This is a genomic window from Bacillus sp. 22190 (assembly GCF_052045575.1).
Lineage (GTDB): Bacteria > Bacillota > Bacilli > Bacillales > Bacillaceae > Bacillus > Bacillus altitudinis.
The window spans coordinates 203,664-216,430 of sequence record NZ_JBQEPF010000002.1 but is presented as its reverse complement, the minus strand read 5'-3'; the positions used below and the strand labels follow the sequence as shown (position 1 = coordinate 216,430).

The 12,767-nt window shown below is 41.6% G+C and carries 14 protein-coding genes; 1 reads left to right on the top strand and 13 read right to left on the bottom strand.

Features of this window, described 5'->3' with window-relative positions; all coding sequences use genetic code 11:
* Positions 1-107: 107 nt before the first annotated feature.
* The 11 genes from ACTJKA_RS03975 to rpsU all read right to left on the bottom strand — a co-directional run bounded on the left by ACTJKA_RS03975 (position 108) and on the right by rpsU (position 9,482).
* Positions 108-494: a diacylglycerol kinase family protein gene (locus tag ACTJKA_RS03975; RefSeq protein WP_024718818.1), complete on the bottom strand. Its 387-nt coding sequence runs from the start codon at positions 492-494 to the stop codon at positions 108-110.
* A complete protein-coding gene (gene ybeY, locus ACTJKA_RS03970; protein ID WP_007501310.1) occupies positions 472-951 on the bottom strand; it encodes an rRNA maturation RNase YbeY in 480 nt (159 codons plus the stop codon). The genes ACTJKA_RS03975 and ybeY overlap by 23 nt, the downstream gene beginning before the upstream one ends.
* On the bottom strand, positions 952-3,066 hold the full coding sequence (locus ACTJKA_RS03965; RefSeq protein ID WP_370648338.1) for an HD family phosphohydrolase: 2,115 nt from the start codon (positions 3,064-3,066) through the stop codon (positions 952-954).
* A 114-nt stretch (positions 3,067-3,180) separates the two neighbouring features.
* Positions 3,181-4,140, bottom strand: a complete 960-nt coding sequence (locus ACTJKA_RS03960) for a PhoH family protein (protein WP_008342419.1) — start codon at positions 4,138-4,140, stop codon at positions 3,181-3,183.
* Positions 4,141-4,143: 3 nt separating this feature from the next.
* Positions 4,144-5,334, bottom strand: coding sequence for a sporulation protein YqfD (gene yqfD, locus ACTJKA_RS03955; protein ID WP_217609011.1), 1,191 nt, complete (start codon positions 5,332-5,334; stop codon positions 4,144-4,146).
* An 18-nt stretch (positions 5,335-5,352) separates the two neighbouring features.
* Positions 5,353-5,634: a sporulation protein YqfC gene (gene yqfC / locus ACTJKA_RS03950; RefSeq protein ID WP_003217398.1), complete on the bottom strand. Its 282-nt coding sequence runs from the start codon at positions 5,632-5,634 to the stop codon at positions 5,353-5,355.
* A gap of 206 nt (positions 5,635-5,840) precedes the next feature.
* A complete protein-coding gene (locus ACTJKA_RS03945) occupies positions 5,841-6,338 on the bottom strand; it encodes a hypothetical protein (RefSeq protein WP_113747177.1) in 498 nt (165 codons plus the stop codon).
* A 31-nt stretch (positions 6,339-6,369) separates the two neighbouring features.
* Positions 6,370-7,362 carry a flotillin-like protein FloA gene (floA, locus tag ACTJKA_RS03940; RefSeq protein ID WP_007501317.1) on the bottom strand — a complete coding sequence of 331 codons (993 nt, stop codon included), beginning with the start codon at positions 7,360-7,362 and terminating at the stop codon, positions 6,370-6,372.
* Between the two features lie 27 nt (positions 7,363-7,389).
* Positions 7,390-8,703, bottom strand: coding sequence for an NfeD family protein (locus ACTJKA_RS03935; RefSeq protein ID WP_007501318.1), 1,314 nt, complete (start codon positions 8,701-8,703; stop codon positions 7,390-7,392).
* 141 nt (positions 8,704-8,844) lie between these two features.
* Positions 8,845-9,294, bottom strand: coding sequence for a GatB/YqeY domain-containing protein (locus tag ACTJKA_RS03930; RefSeq protein ID WP_017358018.1), 450 nt, complete (start codon positions 9,292-9,294; stop codon positions 8,845-8,847).
* A 14-nt stretch (positions 9,295-9,308) separates the two neighbouring features.
* Positions 9,309-9,482: a 30S ribosomal protein S21 gene (gene rpsU / locus ACTJKA_RS03925; RefSeq protein WP_003152957.1), complete on the bottom strand. Its 174-nt coding sequence runs from the start codon at positions 9,480-9,482 to the stop codon at positions 9,309-9,311.
* Positions 9,483-9,664: 182 nt separating this feature from the next.
* Here rpsU and ACTJKA_RS03920 point away from each other — a divergent pair, with 182 nt between their 5' ends.
* The gene (locus ACTJKA_RS03920; RefSeq protein WP_113747176.1) at positions 9,665-10,594 is read left to right on the top strand and encodes a Na/Pi symporter; all 930 of its coding nucleotides are present in this window, start codon (positions 9,665-9,667) and stop codon (positions 10,592-10,594) included.
* 40 nt (positions 10,595-10,634) lie between these two features.
* On the opposite strand, the gene mtaB is transcribed toward ACTJKA_RS03920, so the two are convergent.
* On the bottom strand, positions 10,635-11,993 hold the full coding sequence (gene mtaB / locus ACTJKA_RS03915) for a tRNA (N(6)-L-threonylcarbamoyladenosine(37)-C(2))-methylthiotransferase MtaB (RefSeq protein ID WP_017367626.1): 1,359 nt from the start codon (positions 11,991-11,993) through the stop codon (positions 10,635-10,637).
* Positions 11,993-12,763 carry a 16S rRNA (uracil(1498)-N(3))-methyltransferase gene (locus ACTJKA_RS03910; RefSeq protein WP_046344016.1) on the bottom strand — a complete coding sequence of 257 codons (771 nt, stop codon included), beginning with the start codon at positions 12,761-12,763 and terminating at the stop codon, positions 11,993-11,995. The genes mtaB and ACTJKA_RS03910 overlap by 1 nt, the downstream gene beginning before the upstream one ends.
* Between the last annotated feature and the right edge of the window lie 4 nt (positions 12,764-12,767).

Below are 12,767 nucleotides of genomic sequence, written 5' to 3'. Positions count from 1 at the left end.
TTCCCACTTTCAGAAGAAATGGTACCACTGTCACATTTATATTTTACATAATTCACGTGACATTTTCACGCCCATTTCTAAAAATGTTAATAAATAGTAATATTGTTCTATTGCATGATCTTCGGTAAGAAGATCATCAACCCAATCATAACCGAAATGGCGGCGTAAACGCAAACAGCGCCTGCTGCCGCGTCCTTCGCTCTCTCAGCAAGAGGATGCTTCTCTTCTGTGAAAAGATCTACTGTATGTTCAATCGCTGTATTCACAAGTTCTAACGCAAACATCCCGCCGCATAAAAGCAGAATGATCATCCATTCAACCGGATGAATGTGAAACCAAAAGCCGCAAATCACCACGATGATGGCTGCGACTGTGTGAAACCGAAAATTCCGTTCATTCAAGAAAGTTCGCCATATTCCTCTAAATGCATAATAAAAACTCCGAAAAAAACGGACAAGCGGCGTTCGCTTCTTACGATGATCTCGAAAGGCCATAATCATCCAAGATTTTTGTCTGTTTGGCGAACATTTCTTTTTCATCTTCTTCTGTCATATGATCATAACCAAGCAAATGAAGAAAACCATGAATCGTTAAAAATCCTAGCTCTCTCATGAAGGAATGTCCATATTCCTCTGCTTGCTCTTTCGTACGATCAACACTAATGATAATGTCACCAAGTACAGGCGGAATGTCATCAGCTCCAATGATTTCAATTTCCCCTTCGCCTTCTTCCTCAAGGGCAAATGAAATCACATCTGTTGGTGCATCTTTTCCTCGGTATTCTTTATTAATTTGATGAATTTCTTCATTTGAAACGATCGATACTGATACTTCTGCTTGATCTTTTACTTCAAGAGCATCCGCAGCAAATTGAAGAAGCTTTTCCACTTCTTCAAGCTGCTCTTTCGATACTTGTCCTGTTTCATCTATTAAATCGATTAACAATGTCATTTACTTCACCTTCTGCTTCGGGGCATCTGGATATTCAATCCGAGAATGGAAAATCCCCTTTAATGTTGTACAAATTGTTTGGCTAATAATATTTAATTCTTTAAATGTCAGATCACATTCACTAAATTGTCCATCCTGCATCTTATCTGAAATGATGCCCTTCACAAGCTTTTCAATCCGCTCAGGGTTTGGATTATGCATCGAACGAACCGCCGCCTCCACGCTGTCAGCTACAGAAATAATGGCCGCTTCTTTCGATTGCGGTTTTGGACCAGGATAACGAAATTCTTCTTCTGTCACCTGATCATCCCGTTCTTTTGCCTTATAGTAAAAGAACTTCAGCAAGGACTTTCCGTGATGCTGTTCTGCAATGTCCACAAGTTCCTCTGGAAACTTCTTTTCTCTCAGCATTTCAGCACCATCTGTCGTATGGGCAATAATAATATTCTTGCTCAGCTGAGGAGAAAGCTTGTCGTGCGGATTATCAATGTTCATTTGGTTTTCAATAAAGTATTGTGGTCTTTTCGTTTTTCCAATGTCATGATAATAAGCTCCAACCCTTGCTAACAATCCATTTGCACCGACTGCTTCACATGCAGCATCCGCTAAATTCGCCACCATGACACTATGATGATATGTACCTGGCGTCTCTGTTAAGATCTTTTTCAGCAGCGGATGATTCGGGTTCGATAATTCAATAAGCTTCATGGTCGAAAGAATGCCAAACATGCTCTCAAAGACTGGCATTAACCCAATAACCAAAATAGCCGATGCAAACCCTGACACAATCGCCATGATGAGGTTCACACCTATTTCAAGCCCTGATGGAGAAGAATTTTGAATCAGCATAATGGACAGCACAACAAGTACATTCACCAAAGCTACCCAAAGCCCCGCCTGCAAAATTTTTGATCTCGCATTATGTTTTCTCAAAAATAAAATCCCCGCCATCCCGCTTATTAAATAATAAGCACAGATGACATAGTTAAAGACGCCTGTTACTCCTTGATTAAACATCATACTGCCGCAAAGGGCAAATACAAGGCCGGAGAAGATCGCCAGCCGCTCATTGATCAGCAGCTTAATCAGCATCGTGCCAAGTGCCACAGGCACGACGTAGCCGATGGTTGTATATTTGGTTTCCTGGAAGAGACTGAATACTTCCATGATGATTAAAATAATGGTGAAAATAAGCGAGTACAGCAGTAACGATTTATTCTTATGGACGAGCGACTTTTTCCTCGATTCCAGTGAGTGGACAATCGCCGCTAAGAAGAGACCAATTAAGATGATAAGACCGCTTACAGGCTTAAACAAATTGGAGCTGTTTAAAAGGCCGGTCAGTTCTAATTTACGATACACTTCGCGGTCAATGAGCTCTCCTTCTTCCACTAAAATTTGCCCTTGCTTAATTTGAACCGGCTGGATATTATCAGCTGCTTCTTGTCTTTTCTTCTCTGTTGCGACCGGGTCAAATACATAGTTTGGAATAATCGCAAATTCACCAATTTCTTTCGCTGCATTTAAATATTTTGACGGAATCGAATTGTTTTCAAGCTCTGCTTTCACTTGTTTCTTTTCATCTTGCAGCTTAGAAGCTGTGATTTCTTTACTCATGAGAGAATTGACCACTGTGATGATGGAATCTTTTGTAAAAGAAAGATTTTCGTCACTTGCTTGGAGCAGCGCTTTAATCGATTGATCCGAAACAGCTTCCTGCATATCGGTTGTGAGTTTCTCTTTTACACGCTTCACCATCTCTTGATCTGTTGGCGGGTTCTCTTTGTCATCAGCTGCTGCTTTCTTCTCTTCTTTAATGGCTTCAAAGAGGGATGAAATGAGGTCAACACGATTATCAGAATACGCTTTTTTGAGTGTATATTGGTCTTCCACTTGATCCGTTGCTTCTTGTTTCTTTTCTTCTGTTGCTTCTTGGTCATCAACGGTAGACGGAGAATAGATGGTCTGTTCGCTCACTGAAAACAAATCTAGGTCGAGCGATTCAGGCTTTACATGGAAGAAGAGCACCACAAACAGGATGGCCGCTAAACCAGCGTATAGCAGTACGTTTAAATAGCGTGAGCGCTCCATTTTCTGAGGTTCTTTTTTAGACAGCAGCCTTTTGCGCTTACTGCCTTTCTGATTCTTTCTCAAGGAAAGTACCTCCTTTTTTACTTTAAACCACGATCGAAACAAAATGACCCGATTAAGGCGATCGGGTCACTCAGTTCATTTTTGCTTTTCGTATGCTCCAATGATCTTCGCCACAAGCGGGTGTCTGACCACATCTGTCTGATCTAATTCAATGAATGAGATACCCTTGATCTCAGCAAGCATGTCCTTTGCAGCTGCAAGGCCTGACTGCATACCTTTAGGCAAATCAATTTGTGTAATATCTCCTGTAATGACCATTTTAGAACCAAAGCCTAGTCTCGTCAAAAACATTTTCATTTGAGCTGGCGTTGTATTCTGCGCTTCATCTAAAATCACAAATGCATCATCAAGCGTCCGCCCTCTCATATAGGCAAGAGGGGCAATTTCAATCACTCCGCGCTCAATTAAACGTTCCGTATGATCACTACCAAGCACATCGTGCAAAGCATCATATAGCGGTCTTAAATAAGGATCGACTTTTTCTTTTAAATCTCCTGGCAAAAAGCCAAGACTTTCTCCTGCTTCAACAGCTGGCCTTGTCAGGATAATCCGTTTGACATGTCCATTTTTCAGGGCATGTACGGCGTTGACCACTGCTAAATACGTTTTACCTGTACCAGCAGGTCCAATCCCAAAGACCAGATCATCTTTTTTCATTGCCGCAGCATATTCACGCTGGCCGATCGTTTTGACTCTGATCGACTTGCCTTTGGCATTTTTCGTAATTTCATCTTCATACATATTTTCAAAATAATTGAGCTTGTCTTTTTGCGCCATTTTAATGGCATAGACGACATCCCGCTCAGAAATCTCAATTCCTTTACGAATGAGATGTAAGAGAGATGTAATCAAACGGCTCACAGTATCTCTTGATGCTTCCTGACCAGAAACATACACTTTCTCTCCACGTGTGATAATGGAGACATTCAGCTCGTTTTCCATCAGTTTCAGATAAGCATCTTGATTGCCAAATAAAGCAATGGCTTCGTTTGGGCTATCCAATTTTTGTTGAATCTCAAGTAAATGTTCTGTCATTCTCTAGTCTCCCTGAACAATAGGTGTTGGTTGAACAATATCTTCTATTACTTGGTAAAGGATGATTAACTTAACTTTACCATTCCCTGTTGTCTCGTGCAAAACTTTTTCACTTTTCACCTCACCTGTTTGACCTAGCTTTTCTTCTAATTCTTTTTTACCCATTTTAATCCCTGCTTGAACCGCTTCTTTATTTGTGTATTCTCGATTTATTTTTTCACTTTCTCGTGTGATTTCCTTTTCATAGGAGAACGGCAATTGCATATTCAAAAAATGAAGCGGATGAACTTCTGTTTCTATTTTCGGCTGCTGAAAATCATCTTTTTTAAAGGAAAATCCCCAAAATGGGATGGAGCCTCCAAACAAGGAGAGCTTGTGCTTTGTCTTCATTTTACCCGTAAAGACATCAAAAGATGTTCGAAGAGGGACAGAAACTTCAGATCGGTACCATGTTTCACCATAGATTTTCGCTTTAGCTCCGACCGTTTTTTTCTGATCTTCACTCCCAATTAAACCTGAGACGAGCATCTGCCCTTTTTTCACATGCTCATCGACCTGGGCAAGCGGTTCTCCCTTTTCTACATACATTCTCGTGATAACCGCCTTTTTCTTGGCAACGATGTGCTGAGGACTTGTATATTTCTCCTTTTCAGGTTCATTTTTTTCGACCACTTTCATTTGAAACGTCGTTCCGTTCAGTTCAACTCCGACCCATGTAATGCTCTGAATATTGGTCGTCAATGACTTTTGTATTTTTTCAGGTGTCCCCATGAGAAACTGAAAACGCCCTTTTTGTACCCCTATTTCGTCCAGATGCTTTCTCATTTGGTGTTCTGTTTCTGGATTCGCACCTTTAATCTCAATTTTCCACACCATATTTGAAAGAGCCAATATCGTCACTAGGAAAAAAGCCATCCCGAGGGTGAAGCCAATATTTCTTCTCGACCATAGAAGAAGAAACGGGAACCCTTTCTTTTGATGAAACGAACATTTCACCTCATGATGTCTGCGCACTTTTCTAAAGGCATGTACATCTGAGAGGCGAATAAATAAGCGCACGCTGTCTTGACGGCGGCTCACTTGAAAAATTGTGATCCCCTGTCTCGTGCACTCATTGATTAGCCGCTCAATACCGCTTCCTCTTATCTCCACTTCCACTCTGCCAATAAAATAGGAAAACCATTTGTTCTTCACGTTTCTCCCCTCCGTCAGTTAAGAATCAATATAACGGACCTCATCGATTTTCCCCTCTAATAAGATCTCTTCTGGCAAAATCGTTTTAATCACAAAGTCTTTTCCTGAAATAATGCACTGTCCTTGCTTGAGCATCAGCCTTACCTCTTGATCACTGAAAAGTAAAAGCCCTTTATGGTTCTCTATGTAAATATGGAGTCTGCCAACCATCGTAATACGGGGAAGATCCATCATCACGTCCGGAGGGATTTCAAGTGTTCTTGTCAGCCATGCTTTAAGTTGATTTTTTCTTTTTCCCATTCAATAAGAACCCCTTCCCACCTCATGTGTATGAGATCAAACTGAAAGATGGTGAGACTGATGAGAAAGCCTCTATATCATCCTATTCCTCAGCGGTTCATATCATGCTAATGAATCCCGTAAAACAGCCGTTTCATCATTTTGACTAAGAAAAGTCTCCATTACACAACAAAAAAGCCCCCTTAAGGATGAGGGGGCTTACTTCTTTATCTTTTATATGGTCGTTTCATCGTTCGATGCGGCTTTTTCGCACGAGGCTCTCCAAATACTTCACCAAGGATCATCCCTTGAACGACCGTATCTTGGTTGAGTTTCTCAATCATTTTCGGCTTCATTCCAGCAGATGCTGCCTTTGGCCTTGTAAGTTCTCTTTCAAGCGATTGAAACTCTTTATTCAGCTCGCTTTTTCTTTCTTCCATTTCGGCAAGTGTAGCTGTATAACGATCCTGTAAGGACTGTGAACCTTGTTTCTTCATCCCGCCATGATCATGTACATCGCCGAAATCGTCCAGCTGATCCGTCACGACTGAATCTGGACTCGTTTGCTTTGTTTGCTTTTGCGGCACTGGTTTACGCTGAGGAGCCGGTTTGTTTTGCTGGTTCTTTTGTTCGTTCTCCTCTTGTTTACCGATTTTCCCAAAGACCGCAGAGATAATACCGATGATAATCGCTATTAGTAACGGATTTTCAAATAGAATGTCCAATGGGCTCCCTCCTTAAAGCGTGAGAGGATGCTTATTTGTTTTCATTATCAGATGGACCTTTTGTCATTTTGCCAAATGAATCTCTCATATCCGTATCAGCATCGATATTCTTAATGTTCATGTAGTCCATAACTCCAATATTACCTTCACGTAGTGCTTCGGCCATTGCAAGTGGTACTTCAGCCTCTGCTTCTACTACTTTCGCGCGCATTTCTTCAACTCTCGCACGCATTTCTTGTTCTTGTGCAACAGCCATCGCGCGGCGTTCTTCTGCTTTCGCCTGTGCAATGTTTTTGTCGGCTTCTGCTTGGTCTGTCTGCAGGATCGCCCCGATATTCTTACCGATATCAACATCTGCGATATCAATCGAGAGAATTTCAAATGCTGTACCTGAATCTAATCCTTTACCAAGAACCGTTTGAGAAATCATATCAGGATTTTCAAGAACCTTTTTATGATTATCTGATGAACCGATTGTCGAAACAATCCCTTCACCTACACGAGCAATGATCGTTTCTTCCCCTGCACCACCGACAAGTCTGTCAATGTTTGCACGAACTGTAATACGTGCTTTTGCTTTTACTTCAATCCCGTCCATCGCAACACCTGAGATAAATGGTGTTTCAATGACTTTAGGGTTTACACTCATTTGGACAGCTTCAAGTACGTCACGGCCTGCTAGGTCGATTGCCGCACAGCGAGCAAAGTTCAATTCGATATTCGCACGCTGAGCTGCGATCAGTGCGTTGACAACTCGGTCTACGTTACCACCTGCAAGATAGTGGCTTTCTAATTGGTTAATCGTCGCATCAAGACCTGCTTTATGCGCTTTGATGAGCGGGTTGACCACTCGGTTTGGAATCACTCGGCGAAGCCTCATTCCTACAAGTGTAAAAATGCTCACTCTTACGCCAGCCGCTAGGGCAGAAATCCACAGCATCACCGGTACAAAGGTGAAGAAGATCGATAGAACGATCAAACCTGCTGCGATAATCACAAATAATAGTAAAGTAGATGGATCCATTTTATTCCTCCTATAAAATCAGTATATCTATACTTTCCTCACGACAATGCGTGAGCCTTCCGCTTTCACAATTTTTACTTGTTCATCCTTATCGATAAAAGCACCTTCTGACACAACATCAATGCGCTCGTCTCCGAATACAATCGTACCAGATGGACGAAGTGCTGTTGCTGTCACTGCGATTTGTCCTACAAGATCATCTCTTGTTTCATTTGAGACATAACCACTTTCTTTATTGGTTGAATCGGTTAAAATGAACTTTTTAAAAAATTTCATACGTTTCCCCAACACCTTTGTCAATAAAATAACTGCTATGATTGAAACAGCAGTGGCAATCAAGATGGAAATCGCCATTTCTGTAAAGCTTCCAGCTGCTAAAAATAAGCTGACAACGACACAGATTAGTCCAATGACACCCACGATTCCCCCTGGCAAAAATAATTCCAGAATGATCAACACAATCCCTGCCAAAAACAGGAACAATGTCTCATATCCTGCAAAACCTGCCACGAGATGACCATAAAAGAATAGAAGAAGCGCTGTGACTCCCATGGTGCCTGGGACCCCAAAGCCGGGAGAATATAATTCAACAATTAACCCTAAGCTCGCGATGGATAAAAGGATAGGAATGACGATCGGATGCGTGAGAAAACGCGCAACCTTTTCAGCAAAGCTCACTTCATCGTATTGAACAGAAGCATCTGCTAAGTTCAGCTTCTGAAGCAAGTCATCCATATTTTTCGCTTCTCCTTCTGCATAACCGAACTGAAGTGCCCGATCTGTGTTAAAGGTCAGCAATTCTCCTTTTGGTGCACCAGCTTCTTTTGCGTCTATATCTACATCTGCCATCGCAAGAGCATATTTTGGATCACGCCCCTGCTTTTCAGCAGCGTCACTCATTTCAGCAAGCCATAGAGATTCAGATTTTTGATCGGCAGCGTTGCCTTCACCATCAATAATCGCAGCAGCCCCCATCTTTCCGTTTGGGGTCATATAAATTTGATCGGCATTTAAGGCAATGAATGCCCCGGCTGAAAGCGCTCTATGATTCACAAACGCTGTCACTGGGATATCGGATGCACGAATGGTATCGGCTATTTCAAGCGCCGCATCGACTGCACCACCTGGTGTATTGATGTCGAGAATGATGTGCTTCGCCCGTTCCGACTTTGCCTGCTCAAATGATCGTTCAATGAATTTAGAAAGTCCTTTTTCTACTGTATCTTCAATTGGGATAACATGAACTTTCTGATCTGCTGATTTCGCGGTCAATTGAACCCCTAATAACAAGCATATTATAAAACAACTGAAGAGAGCAATAGAAATTTTCATTTTTTTCATCTATTTGGTGATCCCCCCTCTCTTTCTTTCATTTTACCGTTCCTTTACATACGTTACAAATGTATCATAGGTTTCATTTTTATATGACAGGTTTATGGAGGCATAAAAAAAGTACCCTTCTAACATGAGAAGGATACTTTTTTATTGAGACAGTTGCTCGCTGACAAGTCTGTTAATCACAGCACCATCAGCTTTACCTTTTACTTTTGGCATAATAGCGCTCATCACTTTACCCATATCAGCTTTCGATGAAGCACCGGTTTCGGCGATTGTTTCTTTCACAACCGCCTGCAGTTCTTCTTCAGAAAGCTGTTCAGGTAAATAAACGTCTAAAATGTCAATCTCTTTTTGAACTTTATCTACTAAATCTAAGCGATTAGCTTTCGAAAATTCATGGAGGGAGTCTTTACGTTGCTTAATCTCGCGGGAAAGGACGGTTAGTTCCTCATCTCCGGTCAAACTGTCTTTCTTAAGCTTTATTGCTTCATTTTGCAGTGAAGCCTTTACCATACGAATGACAAGAAGCTTGTCTTTCTCTCGGTTTTTCATAAAAAGCTTCATATCAGAATTTAATTGCTCAAGAAGACTCATAAAATCCACCCTCTTTAGAATTTACGTTTTCTAGCAGCTTCAGACTTTTTCTTACGCTTTACGCTAGGCTTTTCATAAAATTCACGCTTTCTTGCTTCTTGCAATGTTCCAGTTTTGGATACACTGCGTTTAAAGCGACGAAGAGCATCTTCAAGCGATTCGTTTTTTCTAACGACCGTTTTTGACATTCTCTTTCCCTCCCTCCGAATACACCAATCGACTGCATTAAAAAAAGATATACATGCAAAACATGTACCTAGACATTATAATATAAGCCTAGGTTGAGGTCAACTAAGTGATTTGGAAATATATTTTCGTCATGAGCAGGTAGACAAGTCCATATATTCATTGGTAAGAGGAGGACTTTTCTATGATGGCGATCATTTATTTTTGTGCACTTATTTTCATTTTTTTATGGGCAATGGGTTTGCTTAGGAAAGGATTAATGACGCTCACGTCGTCTCGTATTGAGAAATCTCTTCTTCTCTTTACAGATCATCCAGTCAAAGCATTCTTGGTCAGTATTGTGTTTACAGGGGTTCTTCAAAGCAGTTCGGCGTTTATGGTCATCGTTATCGGCTTTGTGAGTACAGGCATTCTCACGTTTAAAAAATCCATACCCATGATTCTTGGAACGAATATCGGCTCAACATTTACGACAGAATTTATTGCCATTAAGATGGACGTGTTTATGTGGGTTCTGATTGCAGCTGGTCTTTTATGTATCATTTTGGGCAGGAAGTCTTTTCGATATGCAGGAAAAAGTTTATTTGGGCTTGGCATGATCTTTTTTTGTATTCAAGGTTTTTCAAAAATTGCAGGTATGATGACCAGTCAGCCAGAGACACTGCGTTTTCTTGAAATGATGCAGAACTCCGATTGGACAGCTCTTCTCTCTGGTACAGTTCTCACCGCGATTGTTCATTCAAGCTCTGTATGTATCGGTATTTTGATGGGATTTATGAATGAAGGGACTGTCGCTCTAAAAGAAGGCATTAGCTTTGTTTTAGGGTCCAATATCGGAACATGTATCACTGCCGTGATGGCTGCTATCTCTGGCGGTTATGCAGCCCGCCAAACCGCGTATGCACACGTCGTGTTTAATGTTCTAGGTGTTCTTTTATGTCTTCCTTTTCTCGCCTTTATCACAGAGTTTGTTGCGCTTTTAGCAAGCTCTCCTGCCCAGCAGATTGCGCACTTTAGTCTGCTGTTTAATGTTGCAAGTTCTCTCCTCTTTTTCCCGTTCATCCGCCCTTTTTACGCCTTGATTTTGTTCCTTCTTCCGAATCGGTCAACATAAAAGAAACCGGCTTGCCTAATGGCTGCCGGTTTTTCATTCATTATGAGGTCATTCTCACTTGATCCGTCTGCACGTCATCACTTATACGGACGAATTGTCCTTCGTTATAAGGATAACCTGCTTTCGTAATCTTCACTTTCACCAAACGGCCGATCATGTCCTCTGTTCCTTCAAATACGACCTTCATGTAGTTATCAGTATATCCTACATACAGATTGTGCGTTCCGTCTTGTTCTTTGAAAGATTCTTCTGGAATAATCTCTAAGACATCGCCTTCATATGCCGATGCATATTCTTTCGCAAGCTGATCAGAAAGAGCGATTAGACGGTGAACGCGTTCGTTTTTCACATTCTCATCTACTTGATCTTCCATTCTTGCAGCAGGCGTACCTGTCCGTTTGCTGTAAGGGAACACATGGAGCTCAGAGAATTGATGGTCTTTGACAAAATTGTAAGTTTCCATAAATTCTTCTTCTGTTTCTCCTGGGAATCCAACGATCACATCTGAAGTGACAGCAAGACCTGGCAATGCTTTTTTGAGCTTCGTTAAACGCTCTGCAAAGAATTCCATTGTGTATTTACGGCGCATTCTTTTCAGTACAGTATTAGAGCCAGATTGAAGCGGAATGTGCAAGTGTCTCACAATTTTATCTGACTGATCGAGCACTTCAATCACTTCGTCTGTAATTTGACTTGCTTCAATGGATGAAATGCGGATTCGTTTTAATCCCGCCACACGTTCATCTAATTCTTTCAGAAGCTTAGCAAAGTTATAATCCTTTAAATCTTCACCGTATCCACCTGTATGAATACCTGTTAATACAATTTCTTTGTAGCCAGCATCGACAAGCTGCTGCGCTTGATTGATGACTTCTTCTGGATCGCGAGAACGCAGTAATCCGCGAGCCCAAGGGATAATGCAGAATGTACAGAAATTGTTACAGCCTTCTTGGATTTTTAATGAAGCACGTGTTCTGTCAGTAAACGCAGGAACATCTAGTTCTTCAAAGACCCGTGCTTTCATGATATTGCCAACTCCGTTGATCGGCTGTCTTTCTCTTCTGTATTCTTCAATATAACCAAGCAGTTTATGTCTGTCTTGTGTGCCAACCACAATATCAACACCAGGAATCGCCATGATTTCTGCCGGAGACGTTTGTGCGTAACAGCCAGTTACACATATGACACCATCCGGATTATGACGAATGGCTCTTCTAATGACTTGGCGGCTTTTTTTATCGCCTGTATTGGTGACAGTACATGTATTAATGACATATACGTCTGCTTTTGATTCATAATCTTTTCTTTCATAGCCAGCTTCTTTAAACAGTTGCCAGATGGCTTCTGTTTCGTAGTGATTGACCTTACAGCCAAGTGTATGGAACGCTACTGTTCCCATCATGATTCACCTCTTAATAACTCTGTTTGATAAGATATAGCAGAAAGCGCGTAAAGAGGAGCTGTTTCTGTTCTTAAAATGCGTGGTCCAAGCCCGCAAATGACTGCACCATGCGCTTCAAGTTCTTCAATCTCCTTTTCTGCTAAACCGCCTTCTGGACCAAAAACCACTAATAAGGTTTGTCCGCCCTTCATCTGTTGGAGCACCGTTTGAAACCGGCTTTGCTCGCCTTCTTTCGATGATTCTTCGTATGCAACGACACATTTATCGAATTCACCGGCCAGTTGAATCAGCTCTTTAAATGTTGATACTGGATGAACGCGCGGAATGATATTCCGGTAAGACTGCTCGGCAGCTTCTTTCGCAATTTTTTCCCAGCGATCTCGTTTTTTTAATGACTTTTTTTGGTCAAGTTTTGTAATCGAACGAGTCGCTTGAAACGGAATAAAAGCACTTGCGCCAAGCTCGGTGCCTTTTTGGATAATCCATTCAAGCTTATCCCCTTTTGGCAGACCGCTTGCAATCGTCACCTTGATCGGAAGTTCTCGATTCTGATTCGTCCAGCCTTCCAAGTGACAAATCACTTCTTCCTTTGTTATTGTATCAATTTTACTGAGCGCTTCAAAGCCGTCTGTCGTTAAGCAAAGGATGTCTTCTCCTGCTTTCATCCGCATGACGTTTGCAAGGTGATGAACATCTTCACCCTTTATGACGATGTGTCCCTTTTCCGTCACTTCTTCTTTTGTGAGGTCGATAAAATATCGTTGCATACGT